The organism is Aureispira anguillae (assembly GCF_026000115.1).
GTDB classification, from domain to species: domain Bacteria; phylum Bacteroidota; class Bacteroidia; order Chitinophagales; family Saprospiraceae; genus Aureispira; species Aureispira anguillae.
Map to the genome: position 1 here is coordinate 359,075 of NZ_AP026867.1, position 20,443 is coordinate 379,517.

16 protein-coding genes are annotated in these 20,443 nt (G+C 36.0%); 8 read left to right on the forward strand and 8 right to left on the reverse strand.

Annotation, left to right across the window (positions count from 1 at the left end):
- Positions 1 to 71 precede the first annotated feature (71 nt).
- Together AsAng_RS01370 and AsAng_RS01375 are read left to right on the forward strand one after the other, a co-directional pair.
- Positions 72 to 440, forward strand: a complete 369-nt coding sequence (locus AsAng_RS01370) for a DUF1801 domain-containing protein (protein ID WP_264790974.1) — start codon at positions 72 to 74, stop codon at positions 438 to 440.
- A 144-nt stretch (positions 441 to 584) separates the two neighbouring features.
- On the forward strand, positions 585 to 1,289 hold the full coding sequence (locus tag AsAng_RS01375) for a DNA alkylation repair protein (protein WP_264790975.1): 705 nt from the start codon (positions 585 to 587) through the stop codon (positions 1,287 to 1,289).
- A gap of 100 nt (positions 1,290 to 1,389) precedes the next feature.
- On the opposite strand, the gene AsAng_RS01380 is transcribed toward AsAng_RS01375, so the two are convergent.
- Together AsAng_RS01380 and AsAng_RS01385 are read right to left on the reverse strand one after the other, a co-directional pair.
- Positions 1,390 to 3,078, reverse strand: coding sequence for a Na/Pi cotransporter family protein (locus AsAng_RS01380; protein ID WP_264790976.1), 1,689 nt, complete (start codon positions 3,076 to 3,078; stop codon positions 1,390 to 1,392).
- 252 nt (positions 3,079 to 3,330) lie between these two features.
- Complete coding sequence (locus tag AsAng_RS01385) at positions 3,331 to 4,542, reverse strand: BaiN/RdsA family NAD(P)/FAD-dependent oxidoreductase (RefSeq protein ID WP_264790977.1); 1,212 nt, start codon at positions 4,540 to 4,542, stop codon at positions 3,331 to 3,333.
- A gap of 262 nt (positions 4,543 to 4,804) precedes the next feature.
- Between AsAng_RS01385 and AsAng_RS01390 the strand changes: the two genes are divergently transcribed.
- From AsAng_RS01390 to AsAng_RS01400, 3 genes are all read left to right on the forward strand, one after another.
- Positions 4,805 to 5,233, forward strand: a complete 429-nt coding sequence (locus AsAng_RS01390; RefSeq protein ID WP_264790978.1) for a hypothetical protein — start codon at positions 4,805 to 4,807, stop codon at positions 5,231 to 5,233.
- A 468-nt stretch (positions 5,234 to 5,701) separates the two neighbouring features.
- Positions 5,702 to 6,943, forward strand: a complete 1,242-nt coding sequence (locus AsAng_RS01395) for a T9SS type A sorting domain-containing protein (protein ID WP_264790979.1) — start codon at positions 5,702 to 5,704, stop codon at positions 6,941 to 6,943.
- Between the two features lie 339 nt (positions 6,944 to 7,282).
- A complete protein-coding gene (locus tag AsAng_RS01400; RefSeq protein WP_264790980.1) occupies positions 7,283 to 10,564 on the forward strand; it encodes a T9SS type A sorting domain-containing protein in 3,282 nt (1,093 codons plus the stop codon).
- A 222-nt stretch (positions 10,565 to 10,786) separates the two neighbouring features.
- Here the strand turns inward: AsAng_RS01400 and AsAng_RS01405 are convergent, their stop codons facing one another.
- From AsAng_RS01405 to trkA, 3 genes are all read right to left on the reverse strand, one after another.
- Positions 10,787 to 11,359, reverse strand: a complete 573-nt coding sequence (locus AsAng_RS01405; protein ID WP_264790981.1) for an NUMOD4 domain-containing protein — start codon at positions 11,357 to 11,359, stop codon at positions 10,787 to 10,789.
- A gap of 200 nt (positions 11,360 to 11,559) precedes the next feature.
- Positions 11,560 to 13,023, reverse strand: coding sequence for a TrkH family potassium uptake protein (locus AsAng_RS01410; RefSeq protein WP_264790982.1), 1,464 nt, complete (start codon positions 13,021 to 13,023; stop codon positions 11,560 to 11,562).
- Positions 13,023 to 14,363: a Trk system potassium transporter TrkA gene (trkA, locus tag AsAng_RS01415; RefSeq protein WP_264790983.1), complete on the reverse strand. Its 1,341-nt coding sequence runs from the start codon at positions 14,361 to 14,363 to the stop codon at positions 13,023 to 13,025. Before trkA ends, AsAng_RS01410 begins: the two co-directional genes overlap by 1 nt.
- A 315-nt stretch (positions 14,364 to 14,678) precedes the next feature.
- Here trkA and AsAng_RS01420 point away from each other — a divergent pair, with 315 nt between their 5' ends.
- The 3 genes from AsAng_RS01420 to AsAng_RS01430 all read left to right on the forward strand — a co-directional run bounded on the left by AsAng_RS01420 (position 14,679) and on the right by AsAng_RS01430 (position 17,609).
- Positions 14,679 to 15,518 (forward strand): mechanosensitive ion channel family protein, encoded by an 840-nt coding sequence (locus tag AsAng_RS01420; RefSeq protein ID WP_264790984.1) that lies wholly within the window; start codon positions 14,679 to 14,681, stop codon positions 15,516 to 15,518.
- Between the two features lie 43 nt (positions 15,519 to 15,561).
- The gene (locus AsAng_RS01425; RefSeq protein ID WP_264790985.1) at positions 15,562 to 16,401 is read left to right on the forward strand and encodes an SDR family oxidoreductase; all 840 of its coding nucleotides are present in this window, start codon (positions 15,562 to 15,564) and stop codon (positions 16,399 to 16,401) included.
- A gap of 527 nt (positions 16,402 to 16,928) precedes the next feature.
- Complete coding sequence (locus tag AsAng_RS01430; protein ID WP_264790986.1) at positions 16,929 to 17,609, forward strand: FISUMP domain-containing protein; 681 nt, start codon at positions 16,929 to 16,931, stop codon at positions 17,607 to 17,609.
- Positions 17,610 to 17,621: 12 nt separating this feature from the next.
- Here the strand turns inward: AsAng_RS01430 and rluF are convergent, their stop codons facing one another.
- The 3 genes from rluF to AsAng_RS01445 all read right to left on the reverse strand — a co-directional run bounded on the left by rluF (position 17,622) and on the right by AsAng_RS01445 (position 20,116).
- A complete protein-coding gene (gene rluF, locus AsAng_RS01435) occupies positions 17,622 to 18,323 on the reverse strand; it encodes a 23S rRNA pseudouridine(2604) synthase RluF (protein ID WP_264790987.1) in 702 nt (233 codons plus the stop codon).
- 100 nt (positions 18,324 to 18,423) lie between these two features.
- Positions 18,424 to 18,615 (reverse strand): cold-shock protein, encoded by a 192-nt coding sequence (locus AsAng_RS01440; RefSeq protein ID WP_264790988.1) that lies wholly within the window; start codon positions 18,613 to 18,615, stop codon positions 18,424 to 18,426.
- 223 nt (positions 18,616 to 18,838) lie between these two features.
- On the reverse strand, positions 18,839 to 20,116 hold the full coding sequence (locus AsAng_RS01445) for a DEAD/DEAH box helicase (protein ID WP_264790989.1): 1,278 nt from the start codon (positions 20,114 to 20,116) through the stop codon (positions 18,839 to 18,841).
- Between the last annotated feature and the right edge of the window lie 327 nt (positions 20,117 to 20,443).

Below are 20,443 nucleotides of genomic sequence, written 5' to 3' on the forward strand. Positions count from 1 at the left end.
TTGACCTATTTTTTTTGCTACTGACAGCCCCTTGTCACAAAGGGATCGTATTTTTGTTTCAAAATAAAAAAATGATAAGAGAATTAGATCAATTTTATGCCAATAAAGAGGAGCCCAATAGAGGCTGTTTATTGGCTTTGCGCAATTTTATTTTGGAGCAAGATGTGGCTGTTTCAGAAACACAAAAATATGGAATGCCCTGCTTTTGTTATAAAAAGCGGCATTTTTGTTATTTGTGGGTAGATAAGAAAACCAACGACCCTTATTTGTTGATGGTAGAGGGGAAGTATTTGGAGCACCCCAAATTAGAACAAGGGACAAGAAAACGAATGAAAATTTTTAGGGTTAATCCCAAAGAAGATTTACCCATAACGGAACTTCAAACGGTACTTCAGGCTGCTTTAAGTTTGTATCGAAAGGGAATTATTGTGGTGAAATGATGAGCATAAAATTTTATTATATGCACTTTGAAAAGAATTTAACATTATAGATTGAGGGAAAAGAAAAGAGCATTTATGTATAGTCTTTAGAAAGGGCTAATTAGTAGCTAATTATTTATTATTAGGATCAAGTTATAACAAAATATGAACTATACCGTAGCACAAATAATCCATGAATTAGAACAATTAGGCAATAAAGAAAATATAGCGTTTAAAGAAAGAAAATTTGGTGTCAAAACAACGAATGCGCTAGGAATCTACCACCCTGATTTGAAAATTATCGCTAAAAAAATAGGAAAGGATAGTAGATTGGCAAAGGCACTTTTTGAGACGGGAATTTACGAAGCTAAAATTTTGTGCAGTCAGCTTTTTGATCCTAGAGAATTAACAGAAGACCTAATGGAAAAATGGGTGCCTACCTTTGAGAATTGGGAAATTTGCGATTCCTTTTGCATGGGGCTATTTGCCAAAAGTCAATTCGCTGTTGTTAAGGCAAAACTTTGGAGCCAACGAAGTGCTGAATTTGAAAAACGAGCCAGTTTTGCAACCATTGCAGCTTATTGCATGGCCGACAAAAAAGCACTAAATCCAGTTTTTGAACAATTTTTCCCTTTGATAAAAAGGGCAGCGACGGACGAGCGAATTTATGTAAAAAAGGCAGTCAATTGGGCGTTGAGAAATATAGGAAAAAGAAATCTTGATTTGAACCAACGAGCAATAGAAGAATCGCTGAAAATTTATGCGTTGGATAGTCCTTCGGCTCAATGGATTGCTAAGGATGCCTTAAAAAAATTACAAAAACCAACCGTGAAAATGTTGGATTATCCAAGAAGCTTGTACCGCTTATAGAATCTATTAAAACAAGTTTAAGTAAGTAGACGAACAAATCTTGTTCGTCTACTTACTTTTAGCTTTGGATAAGGTTACTATTTGAAGCTAGAAAAATTGACTAAATTTCTCCAACAACAGATTCTGTAACATTGACGATGTGATCTCCAATACGTTCTAAAGAAGAAAAAAGATTGTTGTAAATCAAGGCATTTTTAACCTCATAATCTTGATCACTTAGGCGATCGAGGTTTTGAGTGCGCAATTGATTTTTAAGCTCATTAATCTGACTTTCAAGCAACATGGCACCACCTTTTTCTACCGAACCATAATCCGAAACAGAAAGGTTGGTATTCATTACTTTAAATGCTTCATCAATCAAGCTAATAATTTCATTAATTCCATTGCGCTGCTCTGGCAAAAGATGGATGTGTTCTTCCATTTTTTGTTCTAGTATTTTTGCAATCTGAAAATAAATGTCACCAATGCGTTCAAGGTCGTTGGCAATATTGATGTAGCTGATTAATTTAGAAGAAGTTTGGTGCGTATTTTCTTTATCCACCAAGTTGGTAATGTACTCTGTAATCTTAATTTCCAAAACGTCTGTAATCTCTTCATATTTGAAGAGTCGTTTGATGGCTTCACTTTTTTCTTTGTCATCAATAGAATTGATTGCTGTTGTCAAAAATGAATTCATTTGACCAACTACATTGCCATAATATGCCGTTTCTTGCTGAACCACATCTGTACTGAGTTCTGTGCTTAATGTCTTATTGGTGATAAATTCAAGCAGTTCTTCTTGCTCATCTTCTTTTTCTTTTACCGTATATTTTGCGGCTTTTACCAACCAAGGAACAAAGGGCAGAATTAAGCAAACATTAATCGCATTAAAACTAGTATGGAAGGCGGCTAAAGCCATTGGAATTGCTGCTGGTGTCGTATAAGGGTCTGCAATATTTAATAGCGGTTGGACAAAATTGGATAACACAGGCAAAAACCAAGGCAGAACAAGAACCATCCAAGTAACCCCAACAGTATTGAATAAGGAATGAATTCTGGCGGATCTTCTGGCGGCTGTATTACCAATTAAAGAAGCCAATTCAGCAGTAATGGTCGTCCCTATATTTTCACCCAAAATCATTGCTGCCGCTACATCAAAAGGTAGCCAACCTTCTGCACACATGGTTAAGGTGATGGCCATCGAAGCACTAGAAGATTGTACAACAATTGTCAATAGCGTCCCCACAAATACAAAGAAAACTCTAGATAAGATTCCCCATTGAGTAAAATTCTTTAGGGCTTCGAGTACTTCGGGGTTGTCTTTGATAGAAGGAACAGCGCCTTTTAATTCACTCAAACCAAGAAATAGAATGGCAAAACCAATCACAAATTTACCCCAATATTTGGCATTGCCTTTTCCTAAAAAAAATAGGGGCACTCCTAAGGTAAATAAGGGGATTGAATAGGCTGATAATTTTACTTTGAATCCTAATACCGATACAATCCATCCTGTGATTGTCGTTCCTATATTGGCACCAATCATAACCCCTGCTGACTCTGTGAGAGACAATAGACCTGCATTGACAAAGCTTACTGTCATTACGGTAGTGGCCGAAGAAGATTGTATCAATAGCGTAATCAAAAAGCCTGTAAAAACACCTAAAAACCTATTTTGAGTCATTGTTCTTAGGATATTTCTAAGTTGAGCTCCTGCGGCTTGTTGAATCCCATCACTCATCATTTTCATACCGTAGATAAAAAAAGCAAGGGCTCCTACGATTTGAAAGATACTTCCGATTCCAAAGTCCATTGTATACAAATTTACTATAGATAAAAAAAAAGACCTTTGTTGTTGAAAATGAGGACAAAAGCTAATTTCAACAGGCTAAAAAAAATTTATGTTTTAATGAGGTGAAAATACATCGTTTTTTGTTATAAAAAAACGATCAAAAGTTAATTTTGTATGAAATTTAAATCTTTGCTGAAAAAGAAATCTTGAAGAAATACGCTTCTCAAAAAAAACTTGCTTAAAGCAGCCCCATTATTTACGAAAGGAGTGCTTTTAGGCTAATTTTCCTGCAATAAATGCCGTAGTCCATGCTGCTTGAAAATTGTACCCTCCTGTAATCCCATCAATGTCCATTATTTCACCCGCAAAGTATAGATTAGGACAAGTTTTGCTTTGCATCGTACGAATATCAATACTCTCTAAACTAACTCCTCCACAAGTAACAAATTCCTCTTTAAAGGTCGTTTTACCTTGAACGTTATAAACATCATTGGTGAGTAAGGTTACTAACTTATTGAGTCCTTTTTTGCCCAATTCAGCCCATTTTTTATTTGCGGGCAATTGGCCTTTTTCTAATAAGTAATGCCATAAACGCTCAGGTAATAAATAAGGACGATAGTTGGTGAGCAATTTATTGGGGTGGGTTTGACAAATTTCTTTTAAAGATTCGGAGACAACAGTATTGTTAAGCTCATTGACCCAGTTGACTTGAACCTTGAATACATAATTGGAGTCACTTAAAATTCGAGCGCCAAAAGCCGATAATTTGAGAATAGAAGGCCCACTCATTCCCCAATGAGTAATTAACAATGGACCATCCGATTTGAGCTTAGTACCTTGAATGCTGGTACGGGTTTCTTTGACAACAATTCCCATGAGTTCGGTAATTGTTTCTTTGGGCATATTAAATGTAAACAAAGAAGGAACAGGGGGGGCAATTTGATGCCCTAAATCTGCCAACCATTGCAAACCTTGTTCTTTGGGGCATCCTCCTGTTGCAACAATCACTTTGTCAAAGGTTCTACTTATGTTCCCTTTAGAGAAGGTTAACGTTAGCTGATTTTGAATAGGAGTTATACTTTTTACCCCATTACCGACCTCTATATGGATGCCTAATTGGCGAGTTTCGGAAAGAAAGCAGTCAATGATAGATTGTGAGTTTTGTGAAACGGGAAAAACACAGTTATCCTCTTGTATGACCAAAGGAACACCACGCTTTTCGAACCAATCCATGGTGTCTTGCGTACTAAATACCCGAAACGCTTTTTTTAATGCCTTGTCACCACGAGGGTAAGCTTTGGTCAGTTCTTTGATAGAAGTACAACCATTTGTAACATTACATCGCCCTCCTCCCGATACTTTTACTTTTGATAAGAGTTTTTTAGACTTTTCTAAAATGGTTACTTCGGAATTAGGATGATTTTTCTTTGCTGCTATGGCAGCAAAAAAACCTGCTGCTCCACCTCCAATAATGGCAATATTCATTTGGTATTGGTTCTTGTTGCTAAATGCAGCAAAAATCGATAAAAAGCAACAATTTTATTAATAATTCACAGATTTTTATCGTTTCTACTAAAAAAACAATCCACTCATTCCTATATTCGTTTAATTGGCAGGGTTTTAAGTGCTAGTAGATGGTGGTCTTAACCATTGAACCTTTAGGTAAGTATGCAAAAATATGAATGCGTTAAGCTTATAAAGAATACGGCATACTTGCTTGCTTCATTTTTTAATATAAAATCATATTATGAAAATTGTAAGTTGTACCCTTTTGATGTTTTTTTTGATGTTTTTGAATGATAGCTTATTGGCGAATGCTAAGTTTGAGCAATCTGTAGATAGTAGTGGATTAAAAATTTCGAAAGCGGCTTTTAAAGAAAAAATGAGCCGCTATACGGATTTGATGAAAGAAGAGGCAGAGTTTACCGAAGCAGAGTATATAGAAATGGTATTAATTGATAATACTTATTTGCTGTTTATGAAAAATGGAAACCCTTATTATAGTGTACAAACGCACAATGAGTATCTAGACTTTTTGAAGTATTACATGGAAGATATTCTCAAAACGTTGGCTGCGAATAAGGAAGGTTGCAATGGTGGGTTTTATTCTGCAAAACATGATTTGTGCATAGGAGGAACAGAGCCCAATGAGAAAAGTGTGTATGTTGTTTTTTAATTGGACATTCTAGAGGAGTCTAATCAATGTTTCTCTAGCACCAAAAATTGTCAAAATAGCATTTTATTAGATAAGAAGTCATCTCAAATCATTTGAGATGACTTCTATTTGTTTCGTCAAAATTGTAAATAATCGAGTCTGAAGGAGAAAATTTTTCACTAAAAATAGTGTGTTGATAACCAGAGGAATGTCTTAACTGTGTAAGTTTTATAAAAATTAACAAAAAATTTAAATTTTGATAAACTTGTTTTTTGTTAAAATTAAATTTTATGTGGAAGACTATTTGTGAAAGGATAATTTTTTTGAAATTAAAAATAGAGGCTAATATACGTAATTTTTTTATAAACATAAGAAAAACAGTGCTTTATAAACGATGTTTTGTTTATTTTTTTTTCCTGTTTGGAACAATATTTATTTAGTTTTGTGGGGAAGAATATAACCCCCAGAAACACATATAAATAAATGAAAATGAACTTCAAAGCACAAATTTTATTAATTGTATTGATCGCTATGAGCAATATAGCTATGGCTCAAAACTCAGGAACATTTAATTTTTCAACCAACCCATCTGCCCCATCAGATTACAACTGGTTGCCCGCAGGAGCATTAACCAATACTTTTTTGAGTGTAGATAATACAGATTTAGATATTTCAATGACCCTAGATGGAGCGACAGGAACATTGACAAATTTTCCAGGTAGTTTGGCTGCTTCTCCAAGCATTGGTAGCGCAACAACAGGAGGAAGCGGAGAAGCATTAACTGTAGCTACTTATGGTTTTGGAACCGATGGGATAACATTTACCATTACGTTTAGCCAACCATTGGCAAGTGCAGATTTTAAACTATTTCATATCAATGGCTCTTCTTATTCGGGTGATTTGTGTACCATTTCTGCTCAAAATGTATTAGGCGATAAGATTTACCCTACATTAACAGCTTCTAGCAACCCTTCTTATCAAATTAACTATCCTAGTATAGGGCAAGTAGATGCACATTCTTCCTCTACTGCTGGGGATAGAGATGAAGTAGGAATTGAATTTGTAGACCCTTCTGGTATTACTTCTATTACTATTGTATGGTCTAATTGTACGACTTGTGGGGCTAATTTTCACGGTTTGGGACTCATCAATAATCTTAATTTTACATTGATGAATGCTTTGCCTGTTGAGTTAACGTATTTTAGTGCAGATTTAGCAGCCGACAATAGTGGAATCTTAAATTGGGCTACAGCTTCAGAAACAAATAATAGAGGATTTGAAATCGAACAGGCACTTCCTTCTTCAGATGTTCCTGTTTTTGAAAAAATAGGATTCCTAGAGGGAGCAGGTACAACTGTACAGGCGAAAAACTACAGTTATTCGACCCAACAACTGATACCTGGAACACATTATTTTCGAATCAAGCAAATTGACTTTGACGGCACTTATACTTATAGTAATATCCAAGCTTTAACAATTCGTGCAAAAGAAGAATTTATTACCTTATATCCTAATCCAACGCAAGGAAAGACAAAGATAGAACTGGGAGAACAAATAGAAGGGGATATACATTTGGAGCTGTTTAATCAAACGGGGCAATTGATGTTGGCTAAGGTTTACAATAACCAACAATTAATAGAATTGGATGTCAATTTTTTGCCAGCAGCTTATTATACTATCCGATTGAATACCATAAGAGGAACGGAATTGTTTAAATTACTGAAGCAATAATCACTACAGCCTAGGAGTACAGTCATCATAACACTACAAGATTTTTCATTGAATAGGAGCCATCCCGATTTTTCGAGGATGGCTTTTTATTGTAGTGATTCTGATGACTTATAGCGATATAATTGGTTGGCTACTTTTTGAGTAGAACAAACTACAAAAAGAGTAGCTAAGTATAAAAAAATGGCATTAATTTGGGCTTTAAGTCATTAAAATGAATTGGAAATTTTAATGCATGCATTTTTTTTTATAATTTATATTTCGGTATCTATTAATAGAAGGACACAAAAGGTGTGCTCTAAATTGAAATTTATTTCCTAACCAATTCATAATTTCCTCCTTATGTTTTGTATAAAAAAAATTAGCCTACTGGGCTGTTTATTACTCGTTCTTATAGGTTTTTCGAGTCCTCTCAAAGCCATTTCTGGTGCTGAGCTGGCCTACGAATGCCTAGGAGCCAACCAATATAAAATTACACTACAAGTTTATCGAGATTGTTCGGATGCAACCTTGCCTGGCAATCAAACGATCGATCTAAACTCTATGCTTTGTGGGGCAAACTCTACTACTGTATTGACACTGGATTCTTCGTATGAGATTTCAGGAATTCATGCGAGCCAAATTGCAAACAGTACTTGTAATGGTGGGACAATGCCTGGCTTTGAACTATTTGTTTATTCTGGAGTGGTTGTATTTCCACAGACTTGCGAAGATTGGATCGTCAGTTGGACAGGCTGTTGTCGCAGTGCCAATATTACAAATCTGAGTACTTCGGGAAGTTCTATCTATGTTGAAGCAAAGATAGACAGCCGTTACTTATACAGCTCGCCTCGTTTTCATCGACAAAAATTACCTTATTATTGTGCTAATTCTACGCATACTAATCGATTAAAGGTGCCAACTCGTTATCCCTCTAATATGGATAGCTTTGTAGTTGCATTAACCTGCCCTTTACAAGGGGCTAATAACTGTTTGAATCATACTACTGGGCTTAGTGCTGGTCAACCCTTGCATATCTCGCCTACTAGTGCTATTCAAATCGATAATATACGTAGAGAATTGCGTTTTCATGCCAAAGATAGCGTAGGGCAAATTGCAGCAGTTGCGCTAACAATTTATCAACTCAAAAATGGCGATACGGTTGGTTATGTACAGAGCGACTTTCCAGTTGTGGTCATTGATAGTCCTGCTGTTTGTAATGCTCCTGTTCAATATACAGAGCCCATCACGAATACAGCGGGGATTATTACACTTTATGAGCATTATAATTTTGATTTATGTTCCTCTGATAATTTGATTTTTAGTTTTATTGCCTACGATCCAGATGGGGATACGGTTGAAGTAGATCTTGCCAATACAAATTTAGATGAAGTATTTGGAGTGGGAAACTGGACTGTTCTTGCTAACTCAACTCCTCCTTTTAGACCAGATAGTGTGCAGTGTTATGTACAAGTAACGCCTACTTGGCAAAATAACAGTTATTCACCACTGAATAGCAACCTCAAACGACATTTTAGAATAGGGGTTACCGATGGAAAGGCACCGTTTTTAAGTTGTACAGCAATTGATCTTAATTTAAGTCTTTATCAGGCAACTTTTTTAACGATTCCGACACTTTGTGCTGGTGTAAATACGCAGCATCAACTCCATGCTGTCTTGGACGGTCCCAATGGGTTGGATTCTGCTCAGGCGTTTAATTGGACGCAAATAAGTGGTCCTCCCGTGGTTTTTTCAGACGCAACAATCCCTAATCCATCGATTGCCGTACCATCGGGAGTAGTTGGAGATGTTGTTGTTCTAGAAGTTACAGTTACCACAACTCCCCATCCTATAACGGGGGTGCAATGTGTTGCTCCGACAAGAATGGTACTGCCTTACGATACTAGTGGTCATTGCATCAATCCTTTTCCAAATTTTGTAACAGGACAAATGCGTATAGACAGCAATTTAAACTGTTTTCCTGATACAACAGAAGCCCGATTTGCTCCCAACACCGTTTTGCTTTTTGAAAAAGGGCAAGATCAATTTTATGCGGCCACGAATGGGAACTATGCTTATCAAGCGCATTTGGATACAGGGACTTATACTGTAAGTGTTACGACACCCTATCCTTATTGGTCTGCATGTCCTAGTAGTCAAACTTTTACAATTGATACGACTGTTAACCCACAGGTGTTGGATTGGGCGATGGAGCCCTTGTTTTTGTGTCCCAAATTGGAAGTCAATCTAAGTGCTAGTGCTCATATGCGGGCTTGTATTGCTCGTCAAGTTTGGGTAAATTATAGAAATCCAGGAACAGTAGATGCAGCGAATGCTTATGTTGAGGTTGATTTAACGGCTAATTTGACGATTACAAATAGTTCTATTCCGATGACTAATTTGGGGAATCATCGTTATCGGTTTGATTTGGATTCGGTTGAAGTAGGGGAGTATGGACGATTTTTTATTATGGTGCAAGCAAGTTGTTCAAGTCCTCAAAATGACCCTTATACCATAGGAGCACATATTTACCCTGATAGTATATGCACAACACAATTGCCACATTTAACCATCTCAGACTCTTGTACGATAGATACCGTTATTTTTAAGGTGACCAACCATTCAGCAGCGCATACTGCTCCTTTGTTGTATTGGATTATTGAAAACCAAACAATTGTAGATACAGGAGCGATTCAGTTAGGTATGGGGCAAAGTTTGAGTATTTATTATCCAGGAACGATAGATAAGGTGTATCAATTGGTGATAGATCCTTACAATACAGCCTATGCAGCCTCCAGTCATGTACATTGTATGGTGGTAGACAGTAACTTTGTAGATCCTCCATTTTTATATCGTCCTCACAACCAGTTGAGTTATGTTTCTATCTTTCATGGCAATACAGTTGGTTCTTATGATCCCAATATTAAGGTAGCAGAACCAGAGGGCTATGGTACAGATCATTATATCTTACCCAATCAGTCAATTGATTATACCATACATTTTCAAAATACAGGAACAGACACCGCTTACAAAGTGGTTATTCTCGACACGCTCACGGCTGCTTTAGATGTTGGTAGTTTGATGATGCAGGGGAGCAGTCATTCTTATACTTGGAGAATAAAACCGTACAATGCTACAGGCTTGAATATCTTAGAGATTACATTTAATAATATTATGTTGTTAGACAGCAATGCAAACGAGCCAGCGTCTCATGGTTTTATTAAATATAGCATTCAACAAACGCCTAATTTACCGAATAGTACCTTGGTCGAAAATAGCGCTTCCATTTATTTTGATAACAATGCACCTATTAAAACCAATACGGCTTTTCATACCGTTTGTGATAACTGTTATCCGTTAACGATTACAAACAATAGCGTTATTACTACAATAGTTGCTACCAAAAATCAAGCATCAGCAACAAAGATTTATCCCAATCCGACAAATGGTCTTGTTGTAATAGAACAAAGCGTAGCACAGGCGGCAGAAATTGAACTCTATACGATTAGTGGTGTTTTGGTAAAAAGATGGAAAACAAACCAACAGATAGAGTATCTAAATGTAGAGCAGTTGCCTACTGGAACCTATTTACTAAAAGTAGTTAATCACTCATCGAGCGAGTTGTTTAAGCTTATTAGAAACTAATCACTAAATGATGTTAATGGGGAGATTGATACATTTTAATCTTCCCTTAGCCTTGTTGATTGAAACCGTTCATGAAAGGAGAGAGAAGGAGAAGAACTAAAAGAAAGGTAGTGGGAAGAATGGGCTGTTAATTGTGATAGATGAACTATTTTTACCAAGCGCAGTTGTGTAAGTGTAGAATGTTTTGTGATGGCAAAAATAGTTCATCAGTTTTAATAATGATTAATCATTATCATCTAATGTGACATATTTCCAATCAATGCCTTTTTCAATTTTTCTCAGTTGTTCTACGGTAATTCCAAAACTTTTGGCTAAAATTTTCTTTTTTGTTTTTCCTTCTTTTAGCCGTTTTTTGAGCAGCCGAACTCGATCTGGATTCATTTTACAATGAGATGGACGTTTTCTGTTTTCAGGGTTGTAAACGCCATTTTTGATTTGAAAATCTGTCATTTCTCGCTGGGTTACCCATTTTAGATTTTCATAATGATTATTGAGGTTATCTCTATCCAAATGAATCACAAATTTGGCATCTTCTTGGCTTTTAATACAAAACTCTTGAGCAACTAATTTGTGGACGTAAAAGCCCTGTCTTAAATTGTCTTGGAGTTTCATATTGACTTGTCGGTACCCCTGAATGGTGATAGAACCTTTGAGCAAAGTTTCGTTTTCTGTTGTTTTTTCGACACTTTTGATTCTACCATAATCAGAGAAATAATAATCTTTCTGTTTAGTTGGAGCCTTGCAAATGATCTTAACCCAGCGTTCATTCCAAAAACTCTTGATTTCTGTTCCCATTAATTTAGTAAGTTAAATAAGTAAAGTCCTCACTTGTAGGGAGTTAAATTGGATTGGTGTTGATGATGTAGAAAGGAGAGGACTTCAAATTGTGTTAGTGCATTCACAAGATAAGAATTCTATCGATTTTATACTAATTTAAATAAGGTTTTAAGGCAAGTAATTTTTTTAATTTTTACAGGGAAAAAAAGAGATGTAGCCTAATTAGCTTTCCAAAAATAAGGAGTGAAAACAACCAAAATTGTAAAAAGTTCTAGGCGTCCTAATAACATTAAAATGGTTAAAAAGCATTTGCCAGAAGGAGGAACCGCAGCAAAGTTATCTACGGGACTTAAATCAGCAAGTGCGGGGCCTACATTGCCCAACGAAGTTGCTACTGCTCCAATTGCAGAAAGCAAAGGCTGGTCAAAATCGTTGAGAATAACAACCATAATTAAGGAGCCAAATAAAAAAATCATGAGGTAAATCAACAAAAATACCAAAATATGGGTAATGATTCGAGAAGAAACAATCTGATTGTCAATCTTTATGCGGATGATTGCATTGGGATGCAAAAGGCGTTTGAATTCTAAAAAAGAATTCTTAAAAAAGACCAAGTGACGGATTAACTTAATGCCTCCACTTGTTGACCCTGCGCAGGCTCCCACAAACAAAAGAAAAAAGAACAGTAAACTTAAAGCAGGAGTCCAAGAAGTATAATCTGCGGATACAAAACCCGTGGTAGTAATTACTGAAACAATTTGGAAAGCGGCATCTCTAAAGGATTGTTCCAAGCCGTGATCGGTCACACAGTATAGCGTTGTTGTTACAGCAACTGTCAAAAACAAAACCCCAAAAATGTAGGTTTTAAACTCATCACTGCGCCATACTTTCTTAAATTTGCCTTTTAAGCCATAATAAAGTACGGTATAGTTAACCCCTGCCAAAAACATAAAAATTAGGAGTGTATATTGAATGGCTGGACTGGTAAAATAAGCAATACTAGCATTTTTGGTAGAAAAACCGCCTGTAGCCATTGTCGTTAAAGCATGATTAATGGCATCAAAAAAGGTCATGCCCAACCCATAAAGAATAAAGGTTAATAGGGTGGTTAGACCAAGGTAAATTAGCCATAAACGCTTGGCAATTTCTTTGATTCGTGGGTGTATTTTTTCTAGGGAACTCCCTGGTGCCTCGGCAACAAAAAGCTCAACGCCCCCAATTCCCAATAATGGAAAAATGGCAACCATTAATACAATAATCCCCATTCCACCAATCCATTGTGTAAGACTCCGCCAAAAAAGAATTCCTGCTGGAACAGCTTCTATATCATTGAGTACTGATGCTCCAGTTGTTGTTAGACCCGATACGCTCTCAAAAATGGCATCACTAAAGGTCGTGAATACGCCACTAAATAAGTAGGGAAACATACTGAACAATGACATGGCTATCCAGCCAATGACAACAATAAGGTAACCTTCTCGTTTGCCAACATTTTCTTTGGTTTTGAATTTATACAACCAAGATAATCCGCCCACTAAAATCGTTGAACAAGCAGCATAAAAGATAGCCAATGCATCACCACTTGCATGATACCAAGAAAAGGGCAGAGCGGTAAGCATAAAGCAGCCTAAGCTAATTAATAAAACTCCTACAACATTGGAGATCGTACCAAAATCTATCATTATTTAAATATTTCTTCTACTTGATGAATGGCTTCAGGTTGTGCAAAAACAATAACTTTGTCATTAATTTGGAATTTAAAATCTCCATTTGGAATATGACCTTGCTCACCTCTTACAACACCAGCAATAATAGATTTTTGTGGTAAGTGTAACGCTCTAATAGGATGCTTTAATAAGCGATTTTTTTTGTGTATCTCAAATTCTATAATCTCAGCGTTAACGCCTGCCAGACTAGTGATTTCTTTAATTTTTCCTTTTCGAATAAAACGAAAGATTTTATTGGCTGCAATTAACTTTTTGTTGATAATGGTATCAACACCAATGTTTTTGGAAATATGGGTATAATTGACATTTTCTACCAGAGCAATGGTCTTATAAACACCAAGCTCCTCAGCCATTAGGCTTGTAATAATATTAGTTTCCGAATTGGGCGTGAGCGCAACAAAGGCATCCATCCTTTTTAGCCCTTCTTCTTTTAAAACATCAATATTGCTAGAATCAGCATGAATAACTAGTGTGTTTTCTAACTGTTCTACAAATTGTTTGCCTATTGTTTTATCCGATAAGACAAGAGAAACCTCATACGTTTTTTCCAATAATTTTGCAGTTTGCAAGGCCAAAGGAGTTCCTCCAATAATCATAACTCGCTTGATGGGCTTGAGTTGTTTTCCTGCAAAATTAAGTGCTTTATCAATATTTTTATGTTCGGCAGCAATGTATAAATGATCTCCTTTTTCTAAGGTTGTGCCTCCATGAGGGATAATAGTTTGATCCCCTCTAAGGATGGATACTCCCCTAAATGTAAAGCCTGCATTGGCTTGATCTATTTCATTAATGGTGTGGTTGATTAGAGGGCAACTTGTATCTAAGGTAAAACCAACGACTGAAATTTTTCCATTTTCAAAATCAAAAACATCTGTACAAGAACCTTGATTGAGCAAACGTTGAACTTCTTGTGCTGCCAACAAACGAGGCGAAATTAACGAATCAATGCCTAAGTTTTGGAAACTTTCCAGTTGGACAGGCTCAAAATATTCGGGGTTATTGACACGAGCAATGGTTTTTTTTGCGCCCACTTGCTTAGCAAGAATTGCCAATAATAAATTGGTAGATTCTGAAGTGGTAACGGCTATAAAGAGGTTTGCCCTAGCGGTTTGTGCCTCTTTTAGTACTTCTATCGATGTTGCGTCCCCTTTTAGTGTCATAACATCTAAATGTGTTGCAGCATGGTTCAAGACATTGCTATTGTTGTCAATTAAGGTAATGTCTTGATCTTCTTTGGATAACAGTTCGGCGAGATGAAAACCAACAGCTCCCGCTCCCGCAATAATAATTTTCATAAAAAGAATGACTGATGAAATGAATAACTACAATGGCGCAAAATTCGATAAAAAAATAGAAAAAACAAAACATACTCTCATAACAACTTCTATTCTTAAACAGAATTGTAAAAGGATAGAAATAGATTAAATAAAAATGAATTTAATAATTTAAATGATTAATAAGAGTATTTAATATACCGTTTTTTGCTCTATGTAACGTGGAGTCAAATATTGGTATCAAGGGTGAAAACGATTATTTAATGATATATAGTCTTTTGTGCTGACAAAAAATGTATCAAAAACAATCATTATTAAATTAAATTACACTTACCAATGGGAGATATTAATACTTATATCCAACAAATAATTCAATTAGGGATAGGCTTTGCGCCAAGAATCGTATTGGCTTTATTCGTTTTATTTGCTGGATTTTGGCTGGCGAACAAAACAACAGATATTACAGCAAAGGTGCTGAAAAATTTAAATACGCAGAGCGTAGAAGTCCAAACTTTTGTAGGCTCCATCGTGAGTATTGGTTTCAAAATTTTAATCGTTATAAGCGTTGCTGGAATTGTGGGCATAGAGACCACTTCATTTGTTGGTATTATTGCAGCAATGGGTTTTGCGGTAGGTTTAGCTCTGCAGGGAAATCTTAGCAATTTTGCAGCAGGAGTAATGATCTTGATTATGAAACCGTTTAAAGTTGGAGATGAGGTTAAAACGGGGAACACTTGGGCTTTTGTTAGCGAAATTCAGATATTCCATACTGTTTTTAAAGAGTTGGACAGTACCCTTACTATTATTCCCAACAGCATCATCCTAAATAATTCTATTCAAAACTTCTCTACTCTGCCCATCCGAAAAATAATGGTAAAGGTCAATGTTCCTTATACCGAAGATTTCTTTAAGGTAAAAAAGATTTTGATGGAAGCAGGACTAAGTGTACCTGAAGTGGAGAACGATGTTAAGCCTTTCTTCTTGGTCAAAAAATTTGACGATCACTTTATCCGAATCAGTATGTCTTTTGGTACTGAATCTAAAAAATATTGGACAGCAAAAACTAAGGTTTATGAAGCTGTTGTTCAAGCTTTCCACGATCATAATATTAAAGTTGCTTATCCTGTTGGGGTTGGTTTTGGCGAATTTGGTTTAGAGCCTGTGGCAGTAAGCTAGATCAGAAAAAGACAATAAAAAATTTATTACACAAAATAATCGTATGAAAATTCTAATAATAGGGGCTACTGGTAATGCAGGAACCCAAGTAATTAAAGCATTGCAGGCTAAAGGAGTTCGTCCTACCGCTGCGGTTCGAAATATAGAGAAGGCAAAAGCTCATTTGGGAGAACAGGTAGATTATGTTTACTTTGACTATTTGGATGCCTCTACCTATGCGCAGGCATTGGAAGCTGTCGATAGAATGTTTTTTATTGCTCCTCCTCCAAAAAAAGATCCTGCTATTGTGCGTGAACTAATGCAAGCAGCCGAAAAAGCTGGGGTGAAATTTACTGTGTTTCAGTCGGGAAGGACTTCTGGAACCTACAAAGGAAAACCGCTGTATCAAATTGAGCGAGATTTAGAAAATGGCAAAATGAATTATTGCATTGTGCGCCCTGCTTGGTATATGCAAAATTTCCATACATGGACTGGTACAACATTGGAAGATAATGAAATTTGTTTGCCAACGGGTGATGGGAAAGTGGCTATGATTGATTTAAAAGATTTGGGTGCTGCTATAGCCGAAATCCTTGTTGGAGAGGGGCACGATAGAAAGGCCTATAATTTGACAGGCTCAGAGGCGCTCAATCATGAACAAGTAGCGTCTATTTTTTCTGATGCAAAAGGCGAATGTGTTCACTACAGCAATCCAACGCCTGATTTATATGTAAAAAGGATGGTGGAAAAAGGCTGGACAGAAGATGCTGCAAAATATTGTATTTGGCTTTTTGATCGAGTCAAGGAAGGATCAGAAGAAGAGGTCAGCAATGATTTTCAGCAAATAGTAGGACGAGAGCCAAGAAGCTTTCAAGTATTTGCACAAGATGAGTTTGGTGTTTAATTAATAATAAATTGGTGCACACAAAACAAAAAATAAAGTATACTAAAAGCGATTCTAACCTATTGGGAGTTAGGTTAGAATTGCTTCCTTAATTGATGGGCTCTTTGTTTTAGCTTGTTTTGTACATAGAACAAATTTACCTTTTGTTTATGATACTTCCATTTTGGATAATTATTACCAAAATGGAGTCTAAAGGATAAGGTATTTAATATTTTTTAATTATAAATTAATATATGTTATGAAGTAATTTTTGTAACTTTGCAAGCATAATTGCAACTGTAGTATCTGTTAGAAGCTATGGGTAGTGTGCAAATTCCTCATTATTAGGTTGTTTGGAAAAAGAATAGAAGAGATGGCTAAGTTTTTGAATTGTTTGGAATAGTCTAAAATAATTCTTAATTTTTCTTATTAAAAAAAGGGGGAGCTATTTTTTATAGGGGAAATTGATTGGGCTTATTTAGTCTTTTGGGGAATAAAGTTTGTCTCAAATAGTATATTGTTTTATCATTATCAGACGCTATTGAACTATGAAAATTAATGCATATCATTTACTAATACTAGGATGTCTTACTGTGTTATGGGCTAGTTGTAACAAAAGTGATACTTCAGGTTCTTATACACATGAAGGAATTCACTACGATAGAATAACCAAGCTCAATGCTGAGTCAACCTCAATGTATGATCCTAGAGATCATAAGGTTTATGCTGTTAGTCGAATAGGGACACAAGTTTGGATGGCTGAAAATTTGCGTTATGAGACAGAGGGGGTAGAAGAAAACCCCAATAACCCTATTCCGAAATATGGATGTTTGTACAACTGGTCTGCTGCTACGGTTGCTTGCCCTGAGGGCTGGCATTTGCCTTCGGATTCAGATTGGAGGCATTTAGAACAAACCATGGGAATGGCGGAACATGATCTCTCAAAAATCGGTTGGAGAGATCTGCTGAAAGTAACGGAGCTAAAATCTCAATCGGGGTGGGCTATTAATAATAATGGCTCTAACGTATCGGGGTTCAATATCTTTCCTGCGGGGAGGTATGTATCAGGTAGCTTTAAGAATTTAGGAGATTATGCCTTTTTTTGGAGCTCTACCTTAAATGATCAAAATCATGCTATTGGGCGTTATTTTTACCATGGATACAATCAAGTAAGTAGAGCCTATATTTCTAGTACAGATGCTCAATCTTGTCGCTGTATCTTGGATTAAGATCGCATGAACCTAAAGGTTTTTTTGAAGCTCTTGGAATTCCTTGCTGCTTAAATCTCGCCATTTTCCAGGTTTTAACCCTTCTAGTTTGATGTTCATGATTCGCACTCGTTTTAAGGTAACCACCTTATAGTCAAGGTACGCACACATTCGTCTAATTTGACGATTTAATCCTTGAGTTAAAATGATAGAAAAAGTACGTTTTCCTTTTTTGGTTACCACACATTTTTTGGTAGTAGTGCCCAAAATAGGAATGCCATTACTCATCTTTTGGATAAAGTCAGTTGTAATGACTTGATCTGTTGTAACGATATATTCCTTTTCATGATTAAACTCTTCTCTCAAAATTTTATTGACAATATCTCCATCATTGGTTAATAAGATCAGCCCAGATGAAGGTTTGTCTAAGCGACCAATGGGAAAAATTCGTTGAGGATGTTTGACAAAATCAATAATATTGTCTTTATCTTTTAAGTCTGTTGTACAAGTAATCCCAGGAGGTTTGTTTAGTGCAATATAGACCAATTTAGGTCTGTTCTGGAGCAATTTCCCATCAATAGTGACCTGATCGTTTTCTGCTACACGATTTCCTTTTTTAGCAACTAAATTATTAATCTTTACTCGTCCAGCTTCAATCCATCGGTCGGCTTCTCGGCGAGAGCAAATTCCTGTACTACTAATGTATTTGTTTAAACTTATAGAATGATCAGACATAAAAATATTGAATCAACAAAAAGAAAGAAATAGATACTTAAAAAGAGAAAAGCCTATCAATGTTGATAGGCTTTTCAATAAATATTTTACGAAGTAACAATTAAGCTAGCCTAACATCTACTGCGTTAGGCCCTTTGCGACCTTCTTCAATCTCATAGCTAACTTTGTCACCTTGAGTTATCTCATCAATTAATCCATTAGCATGGACAAATACATCTTTTCCTCCATCGTCAGGAGTAATGAATCCGTATCCTTTAGAATCGTTAAAGAATTTTACTGTTCCGTTGTTCATTGGTAATAAAAATTTAAAATAAAAAAGATATTAAAGGTTCTTTAAAACTGGATCCTACACAGGATAGAACACCATGTTTAAATAGTTCTATTACAAATATAGCGTTATATTCACTAAATTATAATTTTGTTTTAATTTTTTAGCATTAGTTCCTTGCTTTTTTGTTTTTGTGCCTTCTGTATAAAGAGAGTGTAAAGGACTATTGATACTCAGTTAGACAGCATTATGAATTTTTTTTCTTGGCAAAGGAACGTCGTTTTTTTCTGTAATTATTTTTCCCTCTATTTCTAGAAGAAGAAGATCTAGATCTATTCCCAGATGGCTTAGATGGTTTAGGGGAAGTAGTTTCTGTCAGTTCTTCTACAAAGGGGTGATCGTTTACAACAGGAATGTTTTGCTTTATTAAGGCCTCAATTTTCTTTAAATAAGGACGTTCATCTTTATCGCAAAAAGAGAGGGCGATACCACTTGCGCTAGCCCTTCCTGTACGACCAATTCTGTGTACATAGGTTTCTGCAATGTTCGGCAAATCGTAATTGATAACATGAGACAGCTCATCGACATCAATACCACGAGCAGCAATATCTGTTGCGACCAAAACATTTATCTTTCCATTTTTAAAATCATTTAAGGCACGTTGTCTTGCCCCTTGAGATTTATTTCCATGGATCGCTTCTGCTTTGATGTCTGATTTTTTTAATAGACGAACAATCTTATCTGCTCCATATTTAGTTCTAGAAAAAACTAAAATAGAATGCATCTGCTCTGTTTTTAATAGATGCACTAAGAGTTTGCGTTTGTTGGGCTTGCTAACAAAATAAATAACCTGTTCTACCCGTTCGGCTGTAGCTTGTTCGGGCTTGATGGTTACTCGCTCATAGTTACCTAATATTTTTTGTGATAAACTAACAATAGCAGGTGGCATAGTTGCAGAGAAGAAAAGAGATTGACGTTGTTCAGGTAATTTGGCAATGATTTTTCGTATATCGTGAATAAACCCCATGTCAAGCATATGGTCTGCCTCATCTAGAATAAAGTAGTCAATGTGTTTTAAGGTAATAAAACCTTGCTGCATCAAATCCAATAATCGCCCAGGCGTAGCCACCAAAACATCAACTCCCCTTTTTAGTGCCTGTGTTTGAGCTCCTTGTTTTACCCCACCAAAAATAACCGTACTTCTAATCTTTGTAAATTTAGCGTAAGCTGTAAAGTTTTCTCCAATTTGGATGGCTAACTCCCTTGTTGGCGTAACAATCAATGCTTTTATTTTACGGACTCCCTTTTGCTGTGGAGCATTTTGTTGATCTAGGAAAATATTCTGTAGCACAGGAATTGAAAAAGCAGCCGTTTTTCCTGTACCAGTTTGAGCACAACCCAATAGATCTTTGCCTCGTAATAAAATTGGAATAGATTGAGCTTGGATAGGAGTAGGGTGGGTATAACCTTGCGCTTTTAGAGCTTTAAGGATGGGGGGGATTATTCTTAAATTTTCAAATGTCATTAGTTGTATATAAAGTGGATAGGATTTTAGGAAGGTATCCAAGTAGTTGTCTTGTTTGCCCTTGTTTTTCTAGATCGTTAGGTATTTTAGTAAATTAAATGCAAAAAAATTCAATTACTAGTACTTTGATTTAGTGACAATATAAAACCCTAATAATGGGGCAAAGATAGTGTATTGGTTTGGATAATTTGGTTTTTGACTCAAAAAGATGCCATTTTAGTTGATAAGCTTATTGTTACTCGTGTTATCTGAGCGAATTAATCGATTGGTTTGATTCAATTTGTCAAAAAGAAAAGCAACGAATGACCTAACCTTATCGTTTTATAA

Excerpts from the sequence above, each read along its gene's own strand:
- AsAng_RS01370 (WP_264790974.1), top strand. The coding sequence starts at position 72 with ATGATAAGAGAATTAGATCAATTTTATGCCAATAAAGAGGAGCCCAAT.
- AsAng_RS01375 (WP_264790975.1), top strand. The coding sequence starts at position 585 with ATGAACTATACCGTAGCACAAATAATCCATGAATTAGAACAATTAGGC.
- AsAng_RS01380 (WP_264790976.1), bottom strand. The coding sequence starts at position 3,078 with ATGGACTTTGGAATCGGAAGTATCTTTCAAATCGTAGGAGCCCTTGCT.
- AsAng_RS01385 (WP_264790977.1), bottom strand. The coding sequence starts at position 4,542 with ATGAATATTGCCATTATTGGAGGTGGAGCAGCAGGTTTTTTTGCTGCC.
- AsAng_RS01390 (WP_264790978.1), top strand. The coding sequence starts at position 4,805 with ATGAAAATTGTAAGTTGTACCCTTTTGATGTTTTTTTTGATGTTTTTG.
- AsAng_RS01395 (WP_264790979.1), top strand. The coding sequence starts at position 5,702 with ATGAACTTCAAAGCACAAATTTTATTAATTGTATTGATCGCTATGAGC.
- AsAng_RS01400 (WP_264790980.1), top strand. The coding sequence starts at position 7,283 with ATGTTTTGTATAAAAAAAATTAGCCTACTGGGCTGTTTATTACTCGTT.
- AsAng_RS01405 (WP_264790981.1), bottom strand. The coding sequence starts at position 11,359 with ATGGGAACAGAAATCAAGAGTTTTTGGAATGAACGCTGGGTTAAGATC.
- AsAng_RS01410 (WP_264790982.1), bottom strand. The coding sequence starts at position 13,023 with ATGATAGATTTTGGTACGATCTCCAATGTTGTAGGAGTTTTATTAATT.
- trkA (WP_264790983.1), bottom strand. The coding sequence starts at position 14,363 with ATGAAAATTATTATTGCGGGAGCGGGAGCTGTTGGTTTTCATCTCGCC.
- AsAng_RS01420 (WP_264790984.1), top strand. The coding sequence starts at position 14,679 with ATGGGAGATATTAATACTTATATCCAACAAATAATTCAATTAGGGATA.
- AsAng_RS01425 (WP_264790985.1), top strand. The coding sequence starts at position 15,562 with ATGAAAATTCTAATAATAGGGGCTACTGGTAATGCAGGAACCCAAGTA.
- AsAng_RS01430 (WP_264790986.1), top strand. The coding sequence starts at position 16,929 with ATGAAAATTAATGCATATCATTTACTAATACTAGGATGTCTTACTGTG.
- rluF (WP_264790987.1), bottom strand. The coding sequence starts at position 18,323 with ATGTCTGATCATTCTATAAGTTTAAACAAATACATTAGTAGTACAGGA.
- AsAng_RS01440 (WP_264790988.1), bottom strand. The coding sequence starts at position 18,615 with ATGAACAACGGAACAGTAAAATTCTTTAACGATTCTAAAGGATACGGA.
- AsAng_RS01445 (WP_264790989.1), bottom strand. The coding sequence starts at position 20,116 with ATGACATTTGAAAATTTAAGAATAATCCCCCCCATCCTTAAAGCTCTA.